General features: G+C 63.9%; 20 protein-coding genes. 13 read left to right on the top strand and 7 right to left on the bottom strand.

The genetic code is table 11. The features are described from left to right. Positions 1 to 12: 12 nt before the first annotated feature. The gene (locus AC04SF_RS05695) at positions 13 to 681 is read right to left on the bottom strand and encodes a haloacid dehalogenase type II (protein ID WP_488476892.1); all 669 of its coding nucleotides are present in this window, start codon (positions 679 to 681) and stop codon (positions 13 to 15) included. 320 nt (positions 682 to 1,001) lie between these two features. Between AC04SF_RS05695 and AC04SF_RS05690 the strand changes: the two genes are divergently transcribed. The 7 genes from AC04SF_RS05690 (at position 1,002) to AC04SF_RS05660 (ending at position 9,395) form a co-directional block, all read left to right on the top strand. Next, complete coding sequence (locus AC04SF_RS05690) at positions 1,002 to 1,841, top strand: GNAT family N-acetyltransferase (protein WP_488476891.1); 840 nt, start codon at positions 1,002 to 1,004, stop codon at positions 1,839 to 1,841. Between the two features lie 10 nt (positions 1,842 to 1,851). Beyond that, positions 1,852 to 3,225, top strand: a complete 1,374-nt coding sequence (locus tag AC04SF_RS05685) for an aminotransferase class III-fold pyridoxal phosphate-dependent enzyme (RefSeq protein WP_488476890.1) — start codon at positions 1,852 to 1,854, stop codon at positions 3,223 to 3,225. Between the two features lie 267 nt (positions 3,226 to 3,492). Then, positions 3,493 to 4,185, top strand: a complete 693-nt coding sequence (locus tag AC04SF_RS05680; RefSeq protein ID WP_488477331.1) for an HAD-IA family hydrolase — start codon at positions 3,493 to 3,495, stop codon at positions 4,183 to 4,185. A gap of 62 nt (positions 4,186 to 4,247) precedes the next feature. Then, a complete protein-coding gene (locus AC04SF_RS05675) occupies positions 4,248 to 5,858 on the top strand; it encodes an ABC transporter substrate-binding protein (RefSeq protein ID WP_488476889.1) in 1,611 nt (536 codons plus the stop codon). 86 nt (positions 5,859 to 5,944) lie between these two features. Next, complete coding sequence (locus tag AC04SF_RS05670; protein ID WP_488476888.1) at positions 5,945 to 6,895, top strand: ABC transporter permease; 951 nt, start codon at positions 5,945 to 5,947, stop codon at positions 6,893 to 6,895. Between the two features lie 2 nt (positions 6,896 to 6,897). Next, a complete protein-coding gene (locus AC04SF_RS05665) occupies positions 6,898 to 7,743 on the top strand; it encodes an ABC transporter permease (RefSeq protein ID WP_488476887.1) in 846 nt (281 codons plus the stop codon). Next, complete coding sequence (locus tag AC04SF_RS05660) at positions 7,740 to 9,395, top strand: ABC transporter ATP-binding protein (RefSeq protein ID WP_488476886.1); 1,656 nt, start codon at positions 7,740 to 7,742, stop codon at positions 9,393 to 9,395. Before AC04SF_RS05665 ends, AC04SF_RS05660 begins: the two co-directional genes overlap by 4 nt. A gap of 129 nt (positions 9,396 to 9,524) precedes the next feature. On the opposite strand, the gene AC04SF_RS05655 is transcribed toward AC04SF_RS05660, so the two are convergent. Beyond that, positions 9,525 to 10,001: an Lrp/AsnC family transcriptional regulator gene (locus tag AC04SF_RS05655; protein ID WP_032933129.1), complete on the bottom strand. Its 477-nt coding sequence runs from the start codon at positions 9,999 to 10,001 to the stop codon at positions 9,525 to 9,527. A gap of 223 nt (positions 10,002 to 10,224) precedes the next feature. Between AC04SF_RS05655 and AC04SF_RS05650 the strand changes: the two genes are divergently transcribed. Next, positions 10,225 to 11,550, top strand: coding sequence for an NAD(P)/FAD-dependent oxidoreductase (locus AC04SF_RS05650; protein WP_488476885.1), 1,326 nt, complete (start codon positions 10,225 to 10,227; stop codon positions 11,548 to 11,550). A gap of 36 nt (positions 11,551 to 11,586) precedes the next feature. Here AC04SF_RS05650 and AC04SF_RS05645 read toward each other — a convergent pair whose 3' ends face one another. The 5 genes from AC04SF_RS05645 to AC04SF_RS05625 form a co-directional block, all read right to left on the bottom strand. Then, positions 11,587 to 12,954, bottom strand: a complete 1,368-nt coding sequence (locus AC04SF_RS05645; protein ID WP_488476884.1) for an FAD/NAD(P)-dependent oxidoreductase — start codon at positions 12,952 to 12,954, stop codon at positions 11,587 to 11,589. After that, positions 12,951 to 13,253 (bottom strand): (2Fe-2S)-binding protein, encoded by a 303-nt coding sequence (locus AC04SF_RS05640; protein ID WP_488476883.1) that lies wholly within the window; start codon positions 13,251 to 13,253, stop codon positions 12,951 to 12,953. The genes AC04SF_RS05645 and AC04SF_RS05640 overlap by 4 nt, the downstream gene beginning before the upstream one ends. Beyond that, the gene (locus tag AC04SF_RS05635) at positions 13,250 to 15,235 is read right to left on the bottom strand and encodes a hydantoinase B/oxoprolinase family protein (protein WP_488476882.1); all 1,986 of its coding nucleotides are present in this window, start codon (positions 15,233 to 15,235) and stop codon (positions 13,250 to 13,252) included. The genes AC04SF_RS05640 and AC04SF_RS05635 overlap by 4 nt, the downstream gene beginning before the upstream one ends. Positions 15,236 to 15,239: 4 nt before the next feature. After that, positions 15,240 to 17,318 (bottom strand): hydantoinase/oxoprolinase family protein, encoded by a 2,079-nt coding sequence (locus AC04SF_RS05630; protein WP_488476881.1) that lies wholly within the window; start codon positions 17,316 to 17,318, stop codon positions 15,240 to 15,242. Between the two features lie 106 nt (positions 17,319 to 17,424). Then, a complete protein-coding gene (locus AC04SF_RS05625; protein ID WP_488476880.1) occupies positions 17,425 to 18,330 on the bottom strand; it encodes a LysR substrate-binding domain-containing protein in 906 nt (301 codons plus the stop codon). Between the two features lie 115 nt (positions 18,331 to 18,445). Here AC04SF_RS05625 and AC04SF_RS05620 point away from each other — a divergent pair, with 115 nt between their 5' ends. The 5 genes from AC04SF_RS05620 to AC04SF_RS05600 all read left to right on the top strand — a co-directional run bounded on the left by AC04SF_RS05620 (position 18,446) and on the right by AC04SF_RS05600 (position 26,081). Continuing rightward, positions 18,446 to 19,645, top strand: a complete 1,200-nt coding sequence (locus tag AC04SF_RS05620) for an NAD(P)/FAD-dependent oxidoreductase (RefSeq protein ID WP_488476879.1) — start codon at positions 18,446 to 18,448, stop codon at positions 19,643 to 19,645. A gap of 81 nt (positions 19,646 to 19,726) precedes the next feature. After that, on the top strand, positions 19,727 to 20,752 hold the full coding sequence (locus tag AC04SF_RS05615; protein WP_488477330.1) for an alpha/beta fold hydrolase: 1,026 nt from the start codon (positions 19,727 to 19,729) through the stop codon (positions 20,750 to 20,752). A gap of 321 nt (positions 20,753 to 21,073) precedes the next feature. Further along, entirely contained in the window at positions 21,074 to 24,160 is a 3,087-nt protein-coding gene (locus AC04SF_RS05610; RefSeq protein WP_488476878.1) for an ATP-binding protein, read from the top strand. Between the two features lie 30 nt (positions 24,161 to 24,190). Beyond that, a complete protein-coding gene (locus tag AC04SF_RS05605) occupies positions 24,191 to 25,348 on the top strand; it encodes a YcaO-like family protein (protein ID WP_488476877.1) in 1,158 nt (385 codons plus the stop codon). A gap of 4 nt (positions 25,349 to 25,352) precedes the next feature. Then, positions 25,353 to 26,081, top strand: coding sequence for a TfuA-like protein (locus AC04SF_RS05600; protein WP_488476876.1), 729 nt, complete (start codon positions 25,353 to 25,355; stop codon positions 26,079 to 26,081). The last annotated feature ends 63 nt before the right edge of the window (positions 26,082 to 26,144 follow it).

The raw sequence follows: 26,144 nt of genomic DNA, 5'->3' as shown, positions 1-26,144 counted from the left end.
AATCCGCCTGTTTCAGAGCCCAACGACGCCCGCAAGACCGGAAATGTCCGATATCTCGACATAGCCGTAATACGGGTTGGCCGGTTCGTGGCCGCGATTGACCCAGACCTTGTTCTTGATGCCGAGGTCGTGCGCCGACATCAGGTCGTAGCGGAACGAAGACGAGCAGTGAAGAACATCCTCCGGGCCGCAACCCAGCCTGTCGAACATGTATTCGAAGGCCTTGAAACGGGGCTTGTAGGCCTGCGCCTGCTCGGCCGTGTAGACGGCATGGAACGGCGCGCCGAGCTTCTCGACATTGGACATGATCTGCGCGTTCATGGCGTTGGAGAGGATGACCAGCGGAATTTCCTTGGCGACCTTCGCCAGGCCGGCTGGAACATCCGCATGAGGTCCCCAGGTCGGAACGCGCTCATAGACCATTCTGGCGTCGTCGGCGCTGAAGGCAACGCCGTTGCGCTTGCAGGTACGCTCGAGCGCGTTGTGGACGACGTCGGCATAGGGCTTCCAGTCGCCCATGATCTCGTCGAGCCGATAGGCCGCGAAATTCTTGATGAACTCCTGCATGCGTGGCTCGTCGAGGTGGCTGCCGTAGAGGTCGCGCGCCGCTTCCGCCATCTGGAAAAAGGTCAACGTGCCGTAGCAGTCGAAGGTGATGTATTTGGGCCTGAAGGAAGCCATAGCAGTCGATCTCCGGTGGACGCACATCCGCGCTGGGATGTATTTCATCATAGGACGGCAGGCAGCGGCCCACCTGACCGAAATCGCCCTCCCGAAAGCAGAAAGTTCCGTATCCGCCATCCGGTTTGGCACGCTGTAGCATCTGGCGTGCCGATTGCGGGGCCGCGCGCGGCGTTAGGCGCGTCCGCCGCGGGCGATGCCAGCACAAGATGCGGCGCACCCCTCGTGCTACGGCGAAAGATACTGTCCAAGCCAAAGCCTTCAGACGATCTGCGGCGCGCCGATGTCCGAGACTTGGGCTCTAGACGGAAGGATGCCTCATGCCGCAGGGCGAGATCGAACTCCAGGCCTTCGGGCCGGACCATATCGAAGGCGCCGTGGCGCTTTCCCGCCAGGAGAATTGGCCGCATCGCCCGCAGGACTGGCAGATGGCGCTGCAGCTCTCGAACGGCGCGGTCGCGCTCGACGATCAGGGCCGTGTCACCGGAACCATCCTGGTCACGCCCTACGGCATGGATTGCGCCATGATCAACATGGTGATCGTCGACAGGAACGCGCGCGGCAAGGGCCTTGGGCGCCGGCTCATGGATCAGGCATTCGCGCTTGCCGGCAAACGTCCGCTGCGGCTCGTCGCGACGGCGGACGGCATGCCTCTCTATGAGAAACTAGGCTTCGTGCCTTCCGGCACCATTTTGCAGCACCAGGGCAAGGTCGCGGCGCTTGGCGCGCCCGATGGCGTGGAAGCAGCCGGTCCTGACGATCTGCCTGACATCAAGGCGCTGGACCGCGATGCCTATGGCGCCGACCGCGAAGCCCTGATCGATGCGCTGGCGGAGCGTGGCCAGTTCGCGGTCATCCACCGCGACGGCGCCATCGAGGCCTATGCCGCGATCCGCCCGTTCGGACGCGGCGAGGTGATCGGTCCGGTCATCGCGGGAAGCGCAGCCGAGGCGAAGGCCCTGATCGGCTTCTTTGCGGCGTCGCGTCCAGGCGCCTTCCTGCGCGTGGATACCGGCAGCGGGACTGGCATCGCCGGCTGGCTCGAGGAAATCGGCCTCACCCATGTCGGCGGCGGCGTGGCCATGGACCGTCCACCCAAGACGGTCGCGGAACAGGCCAGGCCAAAAATTTACGCCCTCGCCAACCAGGCGCTCGGCTAGGAGGACAACAATGCTCGCCAATTCGCTGATCGAACTCGACCGCGCCCATCTCATCCACCCGGTCTCATCCTATCACGGCCATGAGGCGCTCGGCGTACGCGTCTTGAAATCGGCGAAGGGCGCGACCGTGACCGACGCTTCCGGCAAGCAACTCGTCGACGGATTCGCCGGACTGTGGTGCGTCAATGCCGGCTACGGCCACGACAGCATCGTCGAGGCGGCGGCCCGGCAGATGCGCGAGCTCCCTTACGCCACCGCCTATTTCGATCTCGGCTCGGAGCCGGCCATCCGGCTCGCCTCGGAACTGGCCGAGCGCGCGCCCGGCGATCTCAATCACGTCTTCTTCACACTTGGCGGATCGGACGCGGTCGACAGCACCATCCGTTTCGTCCGCTACTACTGGAATGCCAAGGGCGAGCCGCAACGCGACCAGTTCATTTCCATCGAACAGGGCTATCACGGCTCGTCGGTGGTCGGCGCGGGCCTGACAGCGCTCCCCGCCTTTCACGCCGGCTTCGGCATTCCCTTCGAATGGCAGCACAAGATCCCCTCCCCCTATCCCTATCGCAACCCGGTCGGCGAGGACGGCAACGCGATCATCGCCGCATCGCTCGCCGCGCTGAAGGCCAAGATCGAGGCGATCGGGCCGGAGCGGGTCGCCGCCTTCTATGCCGAACCGATCCAGGGCTCGGGCGGCGTCATCGTCCCGCCGAAAGGCTGGATCAAGGCGATGCGCGAGCTCTGCCGGGAGTACGGCATCCTGTTCATCGCCGACGAGGTGATCACCGGCTTCGGCCGCACGGGGCCCCTGTTCGCCTGCACCGAAGAGGAGATCGTTCCCGATTTCATGACGACGGCGAAGGGGCTGACCTCGGGCTATGTTCCCATGGGCGCCGTGTTCATGGCCGATCGTGTCTATAACGTCATCGCCGATGGAGCGGGCGCTTCGGCGGTCGGCCACGGCTACACCTATTCCGCCCATCCCGTCAGCGCCGCCGTCGCGCTCGAAGTGTTGAAGCTCTACGAAGACGGCCTTCTGGAGAATGGCATCAAGGCTGGCGCCCGCCTGATGGCGGGATTGAAGGGCCTGAGCGACCACCCGCTGGTCGGCGAGGTGCGCGGCCGCGGCATGCTTGCCGCCATCGAACTGGTGGTCGACAAGGACAAGAAGTCGCCGCTTCCGGCGTCTTCTATGCCGGCGCGGCGGGTCTTCGACCGGGCGTGGGAAAACGGCCTCATCATCCGTGCCTTTGCCAACGGGGTTCTCGGCTACGCACCGCCGCTCTGCTGCACCGACGCCGACATCGATGCGATCATCGAGCGCACGCGCCGTACGCTCGACCAGACGCTGGCCGATCCCGATGTCCGCAGGGCACTGGCATGATGGCGGCGAAATATGTCGTGTCTCGAAATATCGCTGGGGCGGACGATTTCGCAATTTTGTGCCGCCCCCTCACGCCTTTTCGGCGAATCCAGCGCGGGGGAAGTGCCAGACTGCAGTTAAGACAAGGCCAGAAAGCCCGGATTTCCGGGCCTTCGAAAAAGGCCGACGCCCCGGACAGCACGGAATTTTGTTCTGTTCAACACATGCAATTCGGCCGCGCGCAGAGGAGACCCAGTCTTGGCCAGGGGCTTTAGCGAATTCAAATACATGACCTTCGATGTGGTCGGCACGCTGATCGACTTCGAAGGCGGCATCACGACCTGCCTGGCGGGAATTGCCGCCGAGGCCGGCGTTTCGATCGATGGCGAGGAGGCGCTGAGCCTCTACCGGCAGGCCCGCTACATGCCCGATGCCGGCCTGTTTCCCGACGATCTTGTGCGTGTCTACACAGTCATCGCACCGCGGCTCGGCCTGCCGGCTGACGAAAAATACGGCGTCTGCCTGCGGGACTCCGCCAGCGTCTGGCAAGGCTTCTCGGACAGCGCGGCGGCATTGGCGGAGCTTGCGAAGTCGCACAGGTTGATCGCCATGACCAATGCAAGGCGCTGGGCGCTCGATCATTTCGAAAAGCAGCTCGGATCGCCCTTTTTCGCCACCTTTACGGCCGACGATACAGGCACGGAGAAACCGGACCCGGCCTTCTTCCAGAAGGTCTTCGATTTCGTCGCCTCCCGAGGCGACAGCAAGGACGACATCCTGCACGTCGCGCAAAGCCAGTACCACGACATCGGCATATCCCGGGCGCTTGGCTTGACCAATTGCTGGATCGAGCGCCGGCACGCCCAGAAGGGCTATGGCGGCACGATCGAGCCCGAGCGCTTCACCGCGCCGGACTACCATTTCACCTCAATGGCCGCATTGGCGGCGGCCGTGCGGGAAAGCCTGAAGGAACGAACCTGAGCCCAAGCCCGGAAAGCCGCAGCAAGACGAGCAACCCGGAAACAAACAGAAAGGGGAATGCTATGACCGACAAGATCACCAACTGGACCGGCGCAGACGATGCCATGGTCGAGAATGCCATCCGGCGGGGCGCGAGCCGCCGCGAACTTCTCAAGATGCTGTTGGCCGGCGGCGCCGCGATTGCCGCGAGCAGCGTGGTGCTTGGCCGAGCCACCCAGGCCGTCGCCGCCACGCCAGTTTCCGGCGGCAATTTCAAGGCAGCCGGCTGGTCGTCCTCGACCGCCGACACGCTCGATCCGGCGAAGGCGTCGCTGTCGACCGACTATGTCCGCTGCTGCTCGCTCTACAACCGCCTGACTTTCCTCGACAAGGATGGCGTCACGCAGATGGAGCTGGCCGAAAGCTTCGACAGCAAGGACGCCAAGACCTGGACCGTGAAGTTGCGCAAGGGCGTCACCTTCCACGACGGCAAGGACCTCACCGCAGACGACGTCGTCTTCTCGCTGAAGCGCCATCTCGACAAGGCTGTCGGTTCCAAGGTCGCCAAGATCGCCGCGCAGATGACCGGCTTCAAGGCCGTCGACAAGTCCACGGTCGAAATCACGCTCGCCGATCCCAATGCCGACCTTCCGACCATCCTGGCGCTGCACCACTTCATGATCGTCCAGGACGGCACCACCGACTTCTCCAAGGGCAACGGCACCGGCGCCTTCGTGCTGCAGACGTTCGAACCGGGCGTGCGCTCGGTGGTCACCAAGAACAAGAACTACTGGAAGTCGGGCAAGCCCTATCTCGACTCGTTCGAGTTCATCGCCATCAGCGACGATAGCGCCCGCGTCAACGCGCTGCTTTCCGGCGACATCAGTTTCGCTGCCTCGATCAATCCGCGCGCAATGAAGCTCATCGGCGGCCAGCCGGGCTTCGAACTGTCGAAGACGACCTCGGGCAACTACACCGACCTCAACATCCGGCTCGACATGGATCCGGGCAACAAGGCCGATTTCGTCGCCGGCATGAAGTACCTCGTCAATCGCGAACAGATCGTCAAATCGGCGCTGCGCGGCCTCGGCGAAATCGGCAACGACCAGCCCGTCTCGCCGGCGAACATCTACCACAACGCCGACCTCAAGCCGAAGGCTTTCGACCCGGACAAGGCGAAGTTCCACTTCCAGAAGGCGGGCCTGCTCGGCCAGTCCATCCCGGTGGTCGCTTCCGACGCGGCGACCTCGTCGATCGACATGGCGGTGATCATCCAGGCCGCCGGCGCGGATATCGGCATGAAGCTCGACGTCCAGCGCGTCCCGTCCGACGGCTACTGGGACAATTACTGGCTCAAGGCGCCGATCCATTTCGGCAACATCAATCCGCGCCCGACGCCAGACATCCTGTTCTCGCTCCTCTACGCCTCCAACGCGCCCTGGAACGAAAGCCAGTACAAGTCCGAGAAATTCGACAAGCTGATGATCGAGGCGCGCGGCTCGCTTGACCAGGCCAAACGCAAGGAGATCTACGGCCAGATGCAGACCATGATCTCCGAAGAAGCCGGCACCATCATCCCGGCCTACATTTCCAACGTGGACGCCCTCTCCAGCAAGGTGAAGGGTTTGGAGGCGAACCCGCTCGGTGGCATGATGGGCTACGCAATGGCGGAATATCTCTGGCTCGAAGCCTGAGAGGCGCCTGCCGGGGACCGGACAGCCGGTCCCCGGCACCTATTGCGCAACATGACTTGGCCGAACGCAACCGCAGGAGCGCTTCAATGACGTCTGGGGTTCTAAACCTCGTGCTGAAGCGGCTGGCGATCGCGGTCGTCACGCTGCTGATCGTGCTGTTCGCCGTGTTTTTCGCCACCAGCATGCTGCCCGGCGACACCGCGTCGATCCTGCTCGGCCAGGCGGCTACACCCGAAGCCGTCGCCGGCCTGCGCGAGGCCATGCATCTCAACGATCCGGCAATCCTGCGCTTCCTGCTCTGGCTTCTCGGCCTGCTCCACGGCGATCTCGGCACCTCCTATGCCAATGAGATGCCAGTCGCGGCGCTGATCGGCGGGCGCTTCGTCAACACCATGGAACTCGCCGGCATCACCACGTTGCTCTCGGTGCCGTTGGCGCTGACGCTCGGCATCACCGCCGCCATGTTGCGCGGTTCCCTCTACGACCGCGCCGTCACCATCCTATCGATCGGCGTCATCTCGGTGCCGGAATTCATGGTCGCGACGCTCGCGGTCCTGCTTTTCGCTGTCTATCTCAAATGGCTGCCGGCCCTGTCCTCGGTCAACGAGGCGCATACGCTGACCGACCTGGTGCGCATCTATGCCATGCCGGTGATCACGCTCACCTTCGTCATCTCCGCCCAGATGATCCGCATGACGCGCGCCGCGGTGATCGAAACGCTCTCCACGCCCTATGTCGAGATGGCGCTTCTCAAAGGCGCCTCACGCGGCCGTATGGTGCTCAAGCATGCGCTTCCCAATGCGCTCGGGCCGATCGTCAACGCGGTCGCGCTGTCCCTGTCCTATCTGGTCGGCGGCGTCATCATCGTGGAGACGATCTTCAACTATCCCGGCATCGCCAAGCTGATGGTCGATGCCGTCGCCACCCGCGACCTGCCGCTGATCCAAAGCTGCGCGATGATTTTTTGCCTCGGCTATCTCTTGCTCATCACCGTCGCCGACATCATCGCCATCATGTCCAACCCGAGGCTCAGGTGACGATGGCGCGCGTGGCAGCTTCCCGACGGTCCTTGCTGGGCCACAGTTACAATCTCGTAGGCGTCGTGGCCGCGCTGGTCATCCTGGCGTGGACGCTGATCGCCATCTTCGCGCCCGTCATCATTCCCCATTCGATCGGCGACATCGTCGACGACGATTATTTCGGTCCGATGCGTCAGGGCTTGTGGCTCGGCTCGGACTATCTGGGACGCGACATGCTTTCGCGGGTGCTGATGGGCGCGCGCTACACCGTCGGCATATCGCTCGCCGCCGTCATCATCGCCTGCTTCTCGGGCGTGGTGCTGGGGATGATCGCGGCCGTCACCGGCGGCTGGCTCGACACTTGCCTCAGCCGTTTCCTCGACGCCATGAATTCCATCCCCAGCAAGCTGTTCGGCCTTGTGGTCGTCGCCGCGGTCGGCTCGTCGATCCCGGCGCTGATCCTGACGCTCGCCGTCATATACATACCGGGCGCCTACCGCTTCGCGCGGGCGCTCGCCGTCAACATCAACACCATGGACTTCATGACCGTCGCCCGCGTCCGCGGCGAAAGCATCGCCTACCTCATCGGCTCCGAGATCCTGCCCAACATCATCCGCCCGGTGCTGGCCGATTTCGGCCTGCGCTTCGTCTTCATCGTGCTCCTGCTCTCCGGCCTGTCCTTCCTCGGGCTCGGCCTGCAGCCGCCGCTCGCCGACTGGGGTGCGCTGGTGCGCGAGAACATAGGCGGCCTGCCCTTCGCGGCACCGGCCGTCATCGTTCCCTCGCTGGCGATCGCCAGCCTCACCATCAGCGTCAACCTGCTGATCGACAATTTGCCACAGAAGATCAGGGACCGCGACGCATGACCAATCTCGTCGAGGTCAGGAACCTGAAGATCGAGGCGACGACCGACTCTGGACGCGTCGTCGAAATCATCAAGGGCGTCAGCCTCGACATCGCCGACGGTGAGATCGTCGCCCTGATCGGCGAGAGCGGCTCCGGCAAGACGACGGTGGCGCTCTCGCTCATGGGCTATGCGCGGCCCGGCTGCCGGATCATCGGCGGCGAGATCAATGTGAACGGCAAGAACATGGCCGCACTTTCCGAAAAGCAGCGCGCCAAATTGCGCGGCACCGACATCGCCTATGTTCCGCAAAGTGCCGCCGCCTCGTTCAACCCCTCGTCCACCATCATGGAGCAGGTCATCGAGGTTACGCGCATCCACGGGCTGATGCCGCCCGAGCAGGCGCGAAAGCGCGCGGTCGAGCTGTTCCGGGCCTTGTCGCTGCCGGACCCGGAAGGGATCGGCGCGCGTTATCCGCACCAGGTTTCGGGCGGGCAATTGCAGCGGCTGTCGGCGGCCATGGCGCTGATCGGCGATCCCAAGCTGATGATCTTCGACGAGCCGACGACGGCACTCGACGTGACGACGCAGATCGACGTGCTGAAGGCCTTCAAGTCGGTCATGCGGGCGGGCGGGATAGCGGGTGTGTATGTTTCGCATGACCTCGCCGTCGTCGCCCAGATCGCCGACCACATTGTGGTGCTAAAGGGCGGCGAAGTGCAGGAGACCGGCACCACGGCCCAGATCCTTTCGGCTGCCCAGCACCCCTACACGCGTGAACTTTTGGCTGCCTTCGAGCCTAAGCCGCGGCAAGCGCATGCGGACGCGGATGCCGGCGCCAAACCGTTGCTGCGCATCGACAATGTGACGGCCGGCTATGGCGCGGTGCGGGCTGACGGACTGCCGCTCATCCGCGCCGTCGATACCGTCAGCCTCGTCGTCGAGAAAGGGCGCAATCTCGGCGTCATCGGCGAGTCCGGTTGCGGAAAATCGACGCTGGCACGCGTCATCGCCGGCATCCATCCCGCGGCGGCCGGCGACATCATATTCGACGGCAAACAACTGGAGCGCGTCGCAGGCAAACGCAGCCAGGACCAGCTGCGCGAGATGCAGATCGTGTTCCAGTATGCAGATACCGCGCTCAATCCGGCCAAGCCGGTCGAAGACATCATTGCCCGGCCGCTGGCCTTCTATCACGGGCTCGACAGGCAGGCGCGCTCGAAACGCGTCGACGAACTGCTCGACATGGTTCGCCTGCCCAGGACGCTGCGCTACCGCCGCCCGTCGGAGCTCTCGGGCGGCCAGAAGCAGCGCGTGAATTTTGCGCGCGCGCTGGCAGCTGATCCCAAGCTCATCATCTGCGACGAGATCACATCGGCGCTCGACACGGTGGTGGCGGCCGCCGTGATCGAACTGCTCAAGGAGCTGCAGCGCGAGCTGGGCCTTTCCTACATTTTCATCAGCCACGACCTCTCCGTCGTCGAAGCGATCTGCGACGAGATCATGGTCATGTACAATGGGCAGCGGGTCGAGCAGATCACACCCGACAGACTGCAAGCGCCAACCCACCCCTATTCCAAGCTTCTGTTCTCCTCCGTGCCGAAGCTCGACCCGACATGGCTCGACGGCCTCGTCCGCGACCCCGAGCTGGTCAGTCAGTACGGCCACCGCTAGAGCAATTCCAGGAAGTGTGAACGGTTTTCCGTCCGGAATTGCGTCAAAACTAATGCATGTCGCCCGAAAATGTACCGCAGTTCTGGGGCAACGACATGCATCAAAACAAAGACTGAAAACGGCAGAGCCTCACCTCGGAAACAGGCTGGGCAGTGGCATGTGCGCCTTGACGATGGGCGACTTCAGCACCACGAAGCTGAAATACTTGTCGATGCCGATATCCATGTCGGTCAGCCGCTCCATGATCGTCTGGTACTCGGCTATGCCGGCGGTCACGAATTTCATCAGATAGTCGTAGCCGCCCGACACGAGATGGCATTCGATGACCTGGTCGATCTTCTCGACGACGGCGAGAAAGCGGGCGAAGTCGACCTGGCGGTGATTCTTCAAGGTGATTTCGGTGAACACGGTCAGCGTCTGGCCAAGCTTGCCGATGTTGATCTGCGCGGAATAGCCCTCGATGTAGCCCTCCGATTGCAGTCTCTTGACCCGCATCAGGCACGGGCTCGGCGACAGATGCACCAGTTCAGCCAGTTCCACATTGGTGATGCGGCCGTTCTTCTGCAATTCGTACAGAATTTTGATGTCGATCCGATCCAGTTTCACGGTCGTCTCCGCAGAACGCACGCCACAGCACAAAATGCTGCCTTGCTCATGGACATTGACACTACCACAGCCCGTTGGCCTGTCCATCCAAGCGGATAGCGCTTTGAAACGCAGCGGCTCCCGATTTCGACCGCGTTGCCGGAATAAAATTCTGCTTCGGCCGCAACTGCGGCAGCGGCTGCCTGCGCAACACGGTAGATTGGCGCTTCAAGGCAGAGAGACCATGGGCGCGCCGCTACAGCAAATCGAGACATCTGGTGACCTGCCAAAGTCCGCGGACGCGGTGGTGATTGGCGGCGGCATCGTCGGTGTCTTCGCGGCCTATTATCTGGCCAGGCGCGGCATGAAGGTCGCGCTTGTCGAAAAGGGACGCATCGGCGCCGAGCAGTCCTCGCGGAACTGGGGATGGTGCCGCCAGCAGAATCGCGACGCCCGCGAGCTGCCGATGGCGACCCGAAGCCTCGATTTGTGGGACAGTTTTGCCGCGGAAACCGGCGAAGACACCGGCTTTCGCCGCTGCGGCCTGCTCTATCTCAGCAATGACGAGGCGGAGCTGGCCGGCTGGGCGCGCTGGCGTGACTTCGCCAGGACGGCCGGCGTCACCACGCATATGCTTGACAGCGCCGGGGCCAGCGAGCGGGGCCGCGCCACCGGCCGGAGCTGGAAGGGCGGCGTCTTCTCGCCGACCGACGGCACCGCCGACCCGTCGCGGGCAGCCCCCTCGGTCGCCCGGGCCATCCTCAAGCTCGGGGGCACCGTGCACCAGAACTGCGCCGCGCGCGGCATCGAGACCGAAGGCGGACGCCTGAGCGGCGTGATCACCGAAAGCGGTACGATCCGGACCAAGCTGGCGGTCCTGGCCGGCGGCGCCTGGGCATCCTCCTTTTGCCGGCAGTTCGGTTTCCGTTTTCCGCAGGCGTCGATCCGCTCCTCGATCCTGTCGGTCTCGCCGGGCGCGGAGGGTCTGCCGGATGCGCTGCACACGGCGAAAATCTCGGCCACGCGTCGCGGCGACGACGGCTACACCCTCGCCATAAGTGGACGCGGCCGCGTCGACGTGACGCCGCAGCAACTGCGCTTCTCGTCGCAATTCGTCCCGATGTTCCTGAAGCGCTGGCGCAGCCTCGCGCCGGGCGGGCTGCAGGGCGTACGCTCGGGCCACGAAACGCTCAAGCGCTGGCGGCTCGACCAGCCGACGCCGATGGAGCGGATGCGCATTCTCGATCCAGTCCCGGACCAGGCGACAATCCACCTGACCCATGCCCGCGCGCTCGAACTTCTGCCCGACCTTCGAAAGACCAAGATAAGTGCTGCCTGGGCCGGCTATATCGACAGCACGCCGGACGGAGTGCCTGCCATCGGCGAGATCCATAGCGTTCCGGGTTTCTTCCTGGCCGCCGGGTTTTCGGGACACGGCTTCGGCATCGGACCCGGCGCCGGTCACCTCGTTGCCGATCTGGTGACCGGGTCGCAACCGATCGTCGATGCGATATCCTACGATCCGCGGCGCTTCGATGCTTCCGTGTGGGGGAAGGTCGCCGATTTCTAGGACGGTATCCTCATCCATGCGCGGTTCGCAATCGCATCAGTCTTCCCGGAGAAAGGCGCCGATAGGCGCAGGCCGTACAGGCGCCTGCCCGCGGAATCGACCGACATCGCTGGGGATACAACCGGCTTGCGCTGCTGCGAGTTCAACGGCCGCCAACTGGCAATAGCGCCCCTGGCATCGCCCCATGCCGACACGCGACAACGACTTCACCCGGTTGGCCTCGCCGCCACCGAAATCCACACTTTGACGTACGGCTCCGGCAGTCACGTTCTCGCAGCGGCAGATGATTGCGTCGTCGGGCAGCGCCCGCATCATCTTGGCCGGCCAGGGAAAGGCGCTAGCCAGACCGCGCGCAAAGCGCTCGAGCCGCTTGAGCTTGCGCAGATTGGCGCTGGTGGCGGGCGCCCGATGTCCGAGATCGGCAAGACATGCCACCGCCGCCAGACGCCCCGCGATCTCCGCGCCGTCCGCCCCCAGAAGACGAACCCCGTCACCCGCAAGATAGACGCCATTGCCGGCGCGACCCATCTCATCGGTCTTTGGCAGCCATTGCTGCCACTGCTCATCATAGGTGAAGGCGCATCCCGCGAGGTCGGCGAGATGCGTCTCGGCGCGTAGATGCCAGCCCATGCCGATCGTGTCGCATGGCGTGAGGTGCTGCCTTCCGCCGGTATCGCGCCAACACATCGCCGTGACACCTTGCCCGTCGGCCTCGATCCTTTCGAGGCTCACGCCTGCATGATAGCGGCCGCCGAGCTGCGCCCGCAGGGCCAGACCGCGCAGCGTGACGAGCGGCCGGGCGGCAAGCTTCCAGAAGCCCCGTATCTGCTGACGCCAGGGCGAGGTGTCGAGCACCGCCGCCACTTCCGCTCCAGCCTTGACGAGTTGCGCGCCGACCAGCGTCAGCAGAGGCCCCGACCCCATCAACACGATGCGCCGCCCCAGCGCCACGCCCTGCGCCTTGAGCGCGATCTGCGCCGCGCCAAGACTGTAGACGCCGGCGCTCTGCCAGCCCGGAACCGGAGCGACACGGTCGGATGCGCCGGTGGCAAGGATCAGGCGGTCATAGCTGACTATCTGCACCCCGCCCTCCCCCAGCACGTGCAGCCGCCCCTCATGCACGGCGATGACCGAGCTTCCCGTGCAATGAGTGAGCCGCCCGTCTGCCACCAAGCGGTCGAACAGCGCATGCAGCGCGCGCGCCTTCGCCGCCTCCGACCCGTAGAGCTGCTCCGTCGTGCGGACGAACCCGTCAGGCGGGCGACGATAGATCTGGCCGCCGGCGCGATTGCCTTCGTCGATCACCACCGGATGGAGCCCCGCATCGACCAGCGCCGCCGCCGCCCTTATGCCGGCGGGGCCGGCGCCGACGATCACGACCCGCGGTGATGAGGTCTCACTCAAGGCCAGTTCCCCGGCGGCGTAGTGCGCAGCCGCATGCCTTCCGTGACAAGGGTGGAGCATGCCCGCAGGCGCGGTCTTTCCTCTTGCCAGACCCAGCAATCCTGGCAGGCGCCCATCAGGCAGAAGCCGGCGCGCGGTTCCGGTCCGAACTCGGATGTTCGCAACGCGTGTCCCGACGCCAGCATGGCAGTCAGCACTGTGTCGCCGGCCAGTGCAGTGCTCACCTGCCCGTCGAGAAAGAAATGCAGCTGCGCCCGATCGCGCTCAGCCAGCCGGACGATGCGGCCGGCGGTGATCATTCCGCGGCCTCACGCACCGGGCCAGGGCGAGGCAGTTCTGGGAACCGCTCGCAGACGGCATCGAACGCCGCCTGGACGCCCTCCGGCCCCGAAAGTCCCTTCATGCGGCGGAAGATTTCCGTCTTGGCGAAGAAGCGCCAGTGGATCGGCAAATCCCCCAGTATGGCGGTGAGCCGGTCATAGGCGGCCGGCGTCCACTGCGCTTCGTAGCCATCGCGCTCCGGACCGAAATGGAAATGGCCGGCGGCCGGCTCGTGATGCGCGCGCCGCCTTTCCGTCGCGTGCTCATCAACCTCGCCTTCGCGAATGACGACACCATAGTCGCGTTCAGCCGCTATCGGCGAAACGTAGCCGCGCTGCACATCCTGCGCGACCCGCCAGGGCTCGCGTTCATACGGATCGCCACGCCCGCCGCCTCCGGCGGAGCGGATATCGAGCACGTCGCCGGGCTGCAGCACCGCGGTGTCGATATTGCCCAGCCGCCGCTCGTGCTCAGTCCCAGGATTGACGATCATGTCGGACAGGCCGGCGGCCTTGCCGCCCAGCACACCCCAGGGACGGAAGAAGCTGCGGTCACGGTTGCGCGCCGTGATCCTGGAGTCGGGAGCAAAGACGCGGAAGGCCATCTCGGTCGCCAGCCCGCCTCGCCAACGGCCCGCACCGCCACTGTCCCTGGCGAGCCCGTATTTCAGGAATTCGACCGGCGTCTCGGTCTCGGTGATCTCGATCGGCGTGTTCTTCAGATAGGCGGCATCCGCGCCTGACCCATTGGTCCCGTCGCGGTGCGGCATCGCCCCGCCGCCGCCGACCACGGGGTTCACCGCCGTGATGACGGTCCGGCTGGTGCGCTCGTTCGTGGTCATGACGTTGACGATGCAGTTGTTGCCGGCGGGTGCTGCGGGCAGGCGCTCCGGCACGGCTTGCGAGAAGGCGCCGAAAATCACCGATCGCAGCCGGGCGCAGGTGAGCGAGCGCATGCCCACGGCGGCGGGGTGGACGGGATTCAGCACCGACCCCGTGGGCGTGATGCAGGTGAACGGCCGGGTCAGGCCCGTATTGAGCAGGATCTTCGGGTTCAGCGTATAGAGCACGTAGTAGACGCCCACCAAAAGCATGGTGTGGCGCGGATCGCCGCCCGAAGGCACGTTGAGCGAGGAACCGAGCTGCGGATCGGAGCCGGTGAAGTCGAGCACCGCCTCGTCGCCCCTGATCGTCAGCCTCAGCTTCAGCCGGCAGGGATTGGCCTCGACAGAATCCTCATCGGCGTAATCGGCGAATTCCCATGTGCCGTCGGGCATGGCCCGCAGTACGTCGCGCGCCTGCGCCTCCGCATGGTCGAGAAGCGCCGAAACACCTTCGATGAAACCGGCCTTGCCGAACTTCCGCACCATCGCCTGGATCTTGCGCTCGCCGGTGTTGAGCGCGCCGACCAGCGCCTTGATATCGCCGATGTTGAGGTCGGGCTTGCGCACATTGGTGCTCATGATCCGCAGGATCATCTCGTCGAAGACGCCTTCGTTCACCAGCTTCATCGGCGGAAAGCGGATGCCTTCCTGATGGATTTCGGTCAGCGCCCGGCTGAGCGAGGCCGGCACCGCCCCGCCCATATCGGTGTTGTGGATATGGCCTCCGGTCCAGGCGACGATCTCGCCGTCGACGAAGACGGGCTTCCACAGATGCGTATCGGGCGCATGCGTGGCGACGTGGCCGGAATAGGGATCGTTGGTGAAGGCAACGTCGCCCGGCCGGTAGTCGTCGACCATCGCGATCGCGCGGCGATAGGAAAGCCCGGGATACCAGGTGGCGCCGAGTTCCATCGGCACGGCGAATGTCGCCCCCGATCGATCCATCAGCATCACCGTAAAATCCTGCGTCTCCTTGACGAAGGCGGAATGCGCGGTGCGATGCAGCGTGTGGGCCATGTTCTCGGCGGCCGCGCGGGCATGGTTGGCCAGAACCTGGAGGTTTGTGCGGTCGAACATGGCGTCACTCCGCGAAGGTCAGCAGAAGGTTGAGATGGCGGTCGACCCGTGCCTGCGCTCCAGCGGGGATGGCGAAGGTGGTGTCTTCCTGAACGACCACGGCAGGCCCTTGGAACCTGCTGCCCGGCACGAGGGCTTGCCGGTCGTGCAGGTCGACCATTTCGACGCCCAAGCCGGTATAGACCGGGAGCCGGCGCGCCGGGATGGCCGCAACATCCACTTCTTCGGTCTCCGGGAGGGAGAGTTTCGGCCCGGCGCCTATGGCGGACAGACGGAGGTTCACAAGCTCGATCTCGCCGTCCGGATCGTGGAAATCGTAGAGCTGTTGATGGGTCATGTGGAAGGCCTGCCCGATTGCGCCCGCATTGCCCTCCGTCAGCCATTCCGGCGAGAGGACGACCTCGATCTCGTAACTCTGCCCGACATAGCGCATATCGCAGGAGAGGTTGAGCTCCGCCGCCGCGTCGTGCCCCTGCGCCGCGAGCCAATCGCGACCCTCCTGTGCAAGCGTCTCGAAGGCCCCGCGAATTCCGGCAAGCGCCACGGACGACAGCGGGCTGAAGATGGTGCGGATGAAATCCCCGCGCAGATCCGCCACCAGTCCGCCCAGCGCCGACACAACGCCGGGGCGGCGCGGCGCCATGACACGCTTCATGCCGAGCTCGCGGGCAAGAAAAGCGCCGAGCATCGGGCCGCCGCCGCCGAAAGGCATCAGCGTGAAATCGCGCAAGTCGACGCCGGCGCGCGAGGCGAGCTTCTCGACCTCGACGAACATTTCCGACACGGCAATGTCGAGGATCGCCTGCGCGGTTTGCTGCGTCGGACGGCCGAGCCGGGCGGCAAGGTCGCCGACCGCGCGCTGCGCCAGTCCGGTGTCGATGCGCAGCTGTCCATAGGCCATCTCGCTATGGCCAAGCCATCCGCACACCACCATGGCATCCGTCACCGTCGCGTGTTCGCCGCCACGGCCGTAGCATGCCGGCCCCGGCGTCGAACCGGCCGATTCCGGCCCGACCCGCAGTACCCCCTGCGCGTCGACAGTAGCGATCGAGCCGCCGCCGACACCGATCGAGCTGACCGATACGGAGGGGATATGCAGCGGGAATTCGCCGATCAACTCGCCGGTGCCAAACTGCGCCTCGCCGTCGATGATGAGCGCGAAATCGGCCGAGGTCCCGCCAATGTCCAGGGTCAGGATCCTGTCCTCACCAGCCTGGCGCGCCAGCCACGAGGCGCCGATGACGCCGGAGGCCGTTCCCGACAAAAGCATGTTGACGCAGGCACGCTTGCCCTCGGCGGCGTTCATCAGCCCGCCATTCGACTTGGTCAGCATCGGGCGGGCCGGCACGCCGCGGCCCTTCAGCCGCTCCTCCAGCGCCGTGAGGTAGCCCGAGACGCGCGGATGGACGTAGCCGTTGAGGATGGCGGTCGAGCTGCGCTCATATTCGCGGATAACCGGCCAGACTTCCGCCGAGGAGAAGACGAACAGATCGGGCGCGAGACGGGCGATCGCCGCCTTGACCGAGGCTTCCTGCGCTGCGTTGCGCCAGGAATGGAGGAAGCAGACGATGACGCCTTGCGCGCCGTTCGCTTTCGCCACGGCCACCGCGCTTTCCACGGCCGCCATATCAGGCGCCTGGGATTCGCTGCCATCGGCGCGCATGCGGGCCGGGATGCCGAACACCATGTCGCGTGAGATCAGCGGATCAGGCCGCGCGCAGAACAGCGAATACATGTCCGGCATGCGCAGCCGCGCGAGTTCGATCACGTCCTCGAAGCCGGCATTGGTGAACAGCGCGAGCGGCGCGCCCTTGCGCTGGATGATGGTGTTGATGCCGACGGTCGTGCCATGCACGAAACGCGTCATGCGGGCGGGATCGAAGCCTTCGCGCTCGGAGAGAAGCGTGAGGCCCGTCATCAGCTCGGCACCCGGATCTTCCGGCGTCGTCAGCACCTTCAGCGAGGCGACGCGACCGGAATTGGCTTCGAGCGCGCAGAAGTCGATAAATGTGCCGCCGATATCGACGCCGACCTTCCAGTCGGCTTCGTTCCGCGCCTCGTCCGCCGCGATGGCACCATCCATGATACGTCCCTTCCTGTCTGCCAACCAAAGCTGACACGACAGGATGGCCAGGGTCCAAGACGTATGATGAGGAACGATATAAGTCTTGCTTATGCCCCCTTCTTGCTTATGCCCTTGTCTTGTCACCGCCCAGCACGACGGAACAGGCCGCGCGGATCTGGTCGCGCATCATCTCATCGGCCCGCGAAAGAGCCCGCGTGCGCGACGTGAGCAGCGCGATCGGAAATTCCGGCCCATTCGCCAGCGGCCGGACGGCAAGCCCGGCAAACTGATGCCAGGGCAGCAACGCGTCGACCAGGGCGACACCCAGCCCGGCCTGGACGAAGCCGACTGCCGAGATGGAGACGTCGATCTCGAGTGCCGGCGAAAGCGCCACGCCCTGCGCGCGCGCCGCGTGGGCCAACTCGTCAGCAGGGCGGGTGTTTGCGCGATAGGATATCAAGTCCTCGCCGGCGAGATCGGCGAGCGTCAGCTCGGTTTTCCCGGCCAATGCATGCCCGGCGGGCAGCAGGCAGGTGAAACCGACGCTGCCGATCACGTCCGCCTCGATATCGGGAGGCAGACGGTCATCCAAGGCCACGCCGAGACTGGCATCGCCGGCGCGCAACATGTCGACGATGGCGGCGATCGGCGCCATATGGGAACGCAGCAAGATGTCGGGATGCTGCGCCCGGAAGCTGGTGAAAGCGCGCGGCAAGATCGCCATGGCCGGCGGCGGCGAGGCCGCGACCCGCACCAGCCCCGTCCGGCCCAAACGCAGGTCGGTGGTCTTGCGGCGCAAGCCCTCCAGCCCCGCCGACAGCCTCTCGGCATCGGCAAAGATCTCTAGCGCCTCCGGGGTCGGCCGCAGCCGGCCCTTCACCCGTTCGAACAGCGTGAAGCCGAGTTCGTCCTCGGTGTGGAGCAGGATCTGGCTGAGCGCGGGCTGGGAAATGTTCAGCATCCGCGCCGCGGCGGTCACGGTGCCCGCGCGCATGACGGCGATGAACACTTCGAGCTGCCGGGCCCGCATGGCCACTCCATAGGTTAAGCTTATGGTTCTTGCCCAAACCCATCTTTGACGCAATGAAGCGGTGCCGACAAGATCGGCGTCTTAAGAGATCATCCGCTCGGCATAAGGAATAACCATGGATGTGATCGTGCTGGGCGGCGGACTGATGGGGACGGCTTGCGCCTATTTCCTTGCCAGGCGCGGCGCACGCGTGACGCTGATCGAGCGCAACCGGATCGGCACCGGCGCGACCGTCGCCTCCTTCGGCAACATCCGGCGCACGGGACGCCATCTGTCCCAGCTTCCGCTGGCCCATCGGTCGCTGCGGCTGTGGGGCGAAGCCGAAAAGATGCTTGGTCGCGACGTGGAATTCCGCGCCACTGGTCATATCAGGCTGATCTTCGACGAGGGCAGCCTTGCCGACATGCGGGCCTATGCCCAAGCCGCGCGGCCCTGGGGGCTCGAGCTGGAAGAACTCGGCCCGCGTGAGATCCGTTCCCGTTTTCCCGGCCTCGGCCCTGACGCGGTCGCCGCGTCGTTCTCGCCGCAGGATGGCAGCGGCAATCCGCGGCTGATCGCGCCCGCTTTTGCCGAAGCTGCCCGCAAGCTCGGCATGCAAATCGTCGAGGACGCTGAAGTCGACACGATCACCCACACGGGCTCCGGTTTCCTCGTCGCCACTTCGAAAGGCGCATTCTCCGCGGAATGCCTGCTCAACACCGCCGGCGCCTGGGGCGCGCGCATCGCAGCACAGTTCGGCGAAGACGTGCCGCTCGACGCCCGCGGCCCGCAAATGGGCGTGACCGAGCCGCTGCCGTATCGGATCCTGCCGGTGGTCGGCATCTGGACGCGCGACAAGCACCATGGCGCCTATCTGCGCCAGGTCGAGCGGGGCAACATCGTCTTCGGCGGCGCGGCCGAAAGGGTGCCGGTGGACCTCGATCCGGGCCATGCGGTCGCCGATCCCATGCGTCTTCCCCTGCAATTGCGCGCGGTCACACGGCTGCTGCCGGCAATCGCGCAGGTCGCGGTCATCCGCACCTGGTCCGGCTGCGAGGGCTATGTACGGGACATGCTGCCGGTCATGGGAGGCTCGGCGACGACGCCAGGCTTGTTCCACGCCTTCGGTTTCTGCGGGCACGGCTTCCAGCTCGGTCCGGGCGTGGGCGACGCCATGGCCGAACTCATCATGACCGGCCGTTGCGAAACGCCACTTGACGATTTCAGGATCGATCGCTTCGCCCGCGCAGGTTTCGCGATGAGTGCTTTCGCGAAGGATGGTTCAGTTCGAGCCTTCGGCTGCGACGGGCTTGGCAGAGCGTCGGCGAAAATCTGACTGGTGTGGCGTTTCGACCAAGCGCATAATTGCCAAGCCTGCGTAGCGTTGAGCTTGCGCCGCAAGGACAGGAGGCCGGCAATGAGCACAGCTCGCGAAAAGGTCGACCGTCAGCGCCGCCGGCTGCTCGGCGCGGTCGCTCTTGCGGCTGCCGGCCAGTTCGGCATGCCGGTCGTGTTCGGCGCGCAGGCAACCGGACAACCGGACGCGTCCTTCGGCCCGCTGAAGCAGGTCGATGCCGGCGTGCTCAAAATCGAGTATGCCGAGGCCGGTCCGTCCGACGGCCCGCCGGTCGTGCTCTTGCATGGCTGGCCGTACGACATTCACAGCTTCGTCGACGTTGCACCGATGCTTGCATCGGCGGGGCATCGCGTGCTGGTACCCTATCTGCGCGGCTATGGGGGAACGCTCTTTCGTTCCACCGGGACATTTCGCAACGGCGAGCCCGCGGCGCTCGCCGTCGATCTCACCGCCTTCATGGATAGTCTCAAGATCAAAACCGCGGTCCTGGCGGGCTTCGACTGGGGCGCCCGGACAGCCGACATCGTCGCCGCGCTCTGGCCCGAGCGCGTCAAGGCGCTGGTTTCCGTCAGCGGCTACCTGATCGGTAGCCAGGAGGCCGGCAAGATGCCCCTGCCGCCGCAAGCCGAGTTCGAGTGGTGGTACCAGTTCTACCTCGCAACGGAACGCGGCCGTCTTGGCTACGAGAAAAACCGGCGCGATTTCAACGAGCTGATCTGGCATCTCGCTTCGCCGAAATGGGCATTCGATGACGCCACCTACGCGCGCAGCGCGGCGGCCTTCGACAACCCTGATCACGTCGACATCGTGGTCCACAACTACCGCTGGCGGCTCGGCCTGGCCGAAGGCGAGGCCGAGTACGCCGAAATGGAGAAACAACTGGCCACCGCCCCGACCATCGGTGTCCCGACCATCACGATGGAGAGCGACGCCAACGGCGCGCCGCATCCAGCGCCGAGTTCATACGCCAAGATGTTCACTGGCAAGTATGAGCATCGGCAGATCGAGGGAGGTGTCGGGCACAACCTCCCTCAGGAGGCGCCGAAGGCCTTTGTCCAGGCCGTTCTTGACGTCGCCGGTTCGTGAGACCGTCCGGCCAGCCATGACGGCGTGACCATGATTTCGCCCCAGCGAGGTGGCCGACGTTCTGTGGAACAGGCGGCACGTGGCTGAACTGGACGAACTGCGAGAGACTTATCCTGCTTTCGGCAATCTCGTGAGATTGGGCGGTCAGGGAGCGTGACGCACATCGTCCGAAGTATCGCTGCTCTGGTGAATATTAGCGCATTTGATAGTATCGCTCCCACGCCGCCCAGCCAAGGCACCCGTAACATGTCGGAAAAGCCTCGAGTAGAGCCTCCAATCGTGGCCCTTACCAACAGCGTCGTGAGTAGGGGCGACAGCAGCGTGTCCGACGTTCGCAGCGAGCGGCGCGTTATGACAGCTCTCTGTTATGATCTGGTCGGATCGACCGACCTGCTCGCAGTTCTGGATATCGAGGACTATGACGAACTGGAGTCGGCCTTTCGGCGTGAGGCAAGACAGGCAATCTCATCGTACTCGGGCGTTGTCGTGGTGGAAGCCGGCGACGGCGGTGTCGCACTTTTTCCAGCAGAGATGGAGGCAAAGGACGCGGCTTCGCAGGCGATCCGGGCCGGGCTCGAAATCATTGAAGCGTGCAAGCGGGTCGGGCTGGAGAAAGACCATACGGACCTACATGTTCGGGTCGGGATCGCTACATCCATGACCCTCGTTCATGAGGACGGCGGTAACACGGCGCATGCCAGCGTCACTGGCCCTGCTTTGGCCATGGCGACGCGGCTTCAGGCCATGGCTCAGCCGGATGCAATATTGGTGTCCGACGAGACCCGAAATCTGGCGCGGCGGTCCCACGTTTTCAGTTTTCGTGGCATTCACGTTATTAAGGGTTTCGCGGAGCCGGAGCGGACCTGGCGTGCCATCAGCCACAAGCGGGACGTCGACCGCTTCTTCGCCTTCGGGCGCTTGAACAATACGTTTATAGGCCGTGGGGACGAACTGGCCACCATCGCCGCATGTTGGCGCGATGCTGTCGCCGGCAAGGGCGGCGTCATTTTGGTTCAGGGTGAGGCCGGTATCGGCAAGTCCCGGCTGCTTTATGAAGTCCGCAAGAGGACACGCTTTCAGCGGGCAAAATTGCTGCTTTTTCAATGTCAGCCAGGCGGCTCTCACTCGGCCCTTTATCCTCTGCTGCAAAATGTTCGCAGTGAGCTGGCTGGCAAAGAGGGGCGGCTGGAGACCTCAGACGTAGCGAAGGTCTTCGGAAATCAAAGCGTTCACGATGACGACGTGGTCGGCATCTTCTCGTTTCTGCTTGGGGCTGAAGGATCGAACCCCACTCTGAAGGAGGCTGATCTCAAGGTCATCCGGGAGAAAGCCACCTGGGCGGCGCGCAGAAGCATCGAAGCCATATGCAAACGCGGACCACTCATCCTGGTGGTCGAAGACATACATTGGATCGACCCCACATCGAGGCAATTACTGGCAGAAATTGCACTCTTCATTCATCGGCTGCCCGTGCTTCTCATAATGACTGCGCGACCTGGATCTGAGACTTATTCAGTGTTCCGGGACGTGTCGCATATTACTCTGAAGCCGCTCGATCGCGAGGAAACGCGACAGGCAATCATCGCCATGCGGCCGGAAATCGGATCAGCCACGCACGCGGAACTCGTTAGCATGGTGGAGGAGGTAACCGGGGGCGTGCCTCTTTTCATCGAGGAAATCTGCCAATGGATCGCCGAAAATGCAGCCTCCATAACGGATCGCCTTGCGCCAGCAGGCTCATCAAGCCGAATATCGGTGTTTGAAGGCATCGTTGAAGCCAGGCTGGAAGCCTTAGGCCCCGCAAAGGATGTGGCACGAGCGGCGGCCGTCGCCGGCAACCGTTTCAATCTGGAATTGCTCCGCAAGCTGCTGCCGGAATACAGTGACGAGACGATCAGGAACGCACTGGACACCCTCATCGAGGCGGAATTCCTCATCCGGGTCAGGCCTTCCGGCGAGCCCGACTATGGATTTCGTCATGCCCTGATCCGAGAGACAATCTACAATGCACTGCTGCGGAGGAGACGGCAGACCCTTCATCAGTCGCTTTTCTCCACTGTCGGCCGCGACCGAAATCTGGCTCCCTGGCTGGGTACGGCTGAACTGGCGGAGCATGCTGAACGCGCTGGCCTTATCGAGGAAGCGATCGATCAGTTCATCGCAGCCGGCCGGGAAAGCTACGTCCGCTCTGCAATGGCCGAGGCGAGACAGATTCTCGACCATGCCATGACCCTTTGCCAGCGAGTGAGAAGGCCGGACAAGCAGGACGTTTTGCGCCTCGCCGCGATGATGCCGCTCGGGCCGATACTTACAGCCACGGAAGGTCCAAACTCGCTGCCGGCCCGCAAACTTTACGAGGACGGGGTAGAGATCGCCAGGCGGCGGCCACTCGCCGAGCGTGCGAAGTGGTTTCCGATCTACTGGGGTTGGTGGTTCACCGACTCAACCATCGACGGGGAACGCGCACGGACCGTCCTCACCGATCTGAGGGATGTCGACGACCCCGAAGTGCAGTTTCAGGCCAGACACTGTGTCTGGGCGATCGAATTTAATCTTGGGCATCACAAGAACTGCATTGCGGCGGTCGACGAAGGACTTGCGCTCTATGGGACAGGCCAAAGGGCAGGAGATGCCACTCTGTTCGGCGGCCATGACGCCAGGGTTTGCGGCCTGTCACACAGGGGTCTCTCTCAATGGTTTACCGGCCGGGCCGCAAGCGCAGTCCGGTCGTTGGCTGAAGCCAGGCACTGGGCAATGCAAACGGCGCATGTTGGTAGTATCGCCCATGCCTACATCAACGAAGCGATGCTTGATTGCTATCGCCGAGATTTCTCGGCGCTGCGCGGCGTCATCGCCGATATCCGCGAATTGACGAAGCGCCACCATCTGCCCTCCCTTGCCGCCTTAGCGCAAATTCTCGAAGGCTGGTGCGAAGGAAATGCTGCTCGGGTTGAGCAAGGCAGGGACCAGATCAGGGAGGGTCTCGCGATCCACGGCGAACTCCAGACGCCGGAAGACTATCCCGTCTACTACGGCATGCTGGCGGAGCTTCTGGCCCGGACAGGCGAGACTGACGAGGCCCTCAGGCTTGTCTCTTCCGCGGCTGCGGAAGCCGAAGCAGGCGGCAGCCTTTCTTGGCTCGCCGAACTCTATCGGCGAAAGGCACATCTGCTTCTACTGAGAGGTTCCTCGGGCACGGATGTTGTTGCCGCGCTCTCCAAAAGCCTGGCTACCGCCGATGAGCAAAATGCGGTGCCAATCCTGCTCAATGCATATGAGATGCTCGGGACATGGGGCGTATCGGAGGAATTATCCCGGCAGTACCGTGGGCGCGTCGCCTTGGCGAAATCAGCCATCGAGCAGGGCGCGGCGTTGTTCGTCAATCTAGAACCAAGCCTGCGCCACTAGCCCGCGCGGCTGGGAGATCAGGAAGGCTCCATGCTGGAACGATACGAGCGCTCGGGTCCTCCGCCGTGCGAAGCGCTCATGCGGCTAATGACGATGCGTGAGCTCTTGGGCATCACACGGATTGCCGACATCACAGGCCTCGACGTGCTCGACATACCCGTGGTTCAGGCGGTCAGGCCTTTCTCCCTTTTAAATTCCGTTTCGCAAGGCAAGGGGCCGACCAGAACTGAGGCTGCGGTATCGGCCATTCTCGAGGCCGCGGAATCCTGCTTTGCCGAGCGCTTGACGCACTACGACCCCATCGCGGCCTCCGCCGACTCCCTGAATATTCCTCCTGAAAGATTCGAAGCCCATCTCCAGCCTGGTGTCGACGCGGGCTGGCGCAGCAGGGACATAGCTTGGATTCATGCCGAGAATATCCTCAAGGGTGGCCTGCAGGATTGGGTCCCGTTCGAGCTTGTACACACTGCCTACGTGTTCCCGCCGCGGCCCCACGAGGAAATCTTCGCTTCATCGACGTCTGGCCTGGCGGCCTCCTTCAAGGAAACGGACTCTATCCTGCACGGGATAATGGAATGCATCGAGCGCGACGCACTCACGCGGGCGGAGCGAATCCATGGCTTTTTCCAGCGCCGTCGAATTGACCCAAGAACGATCGACGATCCGACAGTTGCGGGCCTTCTCGAAAGCCTGGAAGCCAAAGGCCTGCTGGTGGGGCTTTGGCACGCCCCCTCGCCGCTGGGACTGCCGGTGATCTGGTGCCATCTCATGGAGGATCGGCCACCGGAAACTGCAATTCTTCACCATCCGGCAGAGGGCTCGGCGGCAGGTTTCGATGCCGCGTCCGCGATCGTTCACGCAATCTACGAGGCGGCGCAGTCGCGATTGACGGCGATCTCCGGCGCCCGTGATGACCTGACGCGTGTGTCCTATCCAAGATATCCCGATTGGCAAAAAATTGCGGCGCACCGACGCCTCCTGTCCGACGGCCCTCGCGACGTCCATTTCCATGCGATTGCCGGACAGAACCACACCAGCGCGGGAAATAGGATGTCCGCCCTTCTCGCACAGATCGAGGGCGCAGGAATCGACGCGGTGTACATGATTCAGCTCGATACGAGGCCGCTCTGCGACCTGTCGGTCATCAGGATCGTCATACCGGCCTTAAGGCCGCTGTTGCATGGCTAGGCAAATGCGTCCCAAGCTGGTCTTCTCCGGTCCCACCCTGTCACAGGGCGAGGTGCTGGAAGTCGTGGAGGCGATCTGCCTTCCGCCGGCTGTGCAGGGTTCGATCATTGCGGCCGTGCAGCATTTTGATCCGAGCGCGATAGTCATCATCGACGGCGGCTTTCAGTCGGAGCCGGCGGTCAGGCACAAGGAAATCCTTTGGGCAATAGCGAAAGGTGTTCCGATAATCGGCGCAGCGAGCATGGGGGCACTTCGCGCCGCGGAACTCTTTCCATACATGCAGGGCGTGGGGCTCATCTACCGGTGGTATCGTCGTTTTGCGTTTGCGCCTGACGATGCAGTGGCCGTGCTGCACGGACCATGGGAGGTAAATTCCGCGCCCATAACCCACGCGCTGATCGATCTTCGCATGACGGTTCGCAGGGCCTGCCGTCGAGGCATTATTTCGGCTGAATACAGAGCCAGCCTGGAGCGCGCCGCACAAGCTCTCAATTTTCGCCAGCGCACGCTCGCCCGCATGGTCGGTGACGCCTTGTCATGCGAAGGTGATCTCGTTGTCGAGAAATATCAGAAGATCCTCGCCGCAACTTTCGTTCAGCAAAAGAAGCAGGATGCGCGCGATGCACTCCGGCTATTGCATCACGGCTTATTCAAGGAGCCCGCACCCCTGCCGGATTTCCAATTGACGGCGGCTTTCTTTAAGGATCTCGACGAAGCCGGGTTAGAGATTTGAGAGCATCAGGGCGAGAATTCTCAATCTCAACATACGATGCGTTTGGCATTTTGCTAATGTATT

This window comes from Mesorhizobium sp. CNPSo 4671 (assembly GCF_057784245.1).
This window is presented reverse-complemented; position numbering and strand designations above follow the sequence as displayed.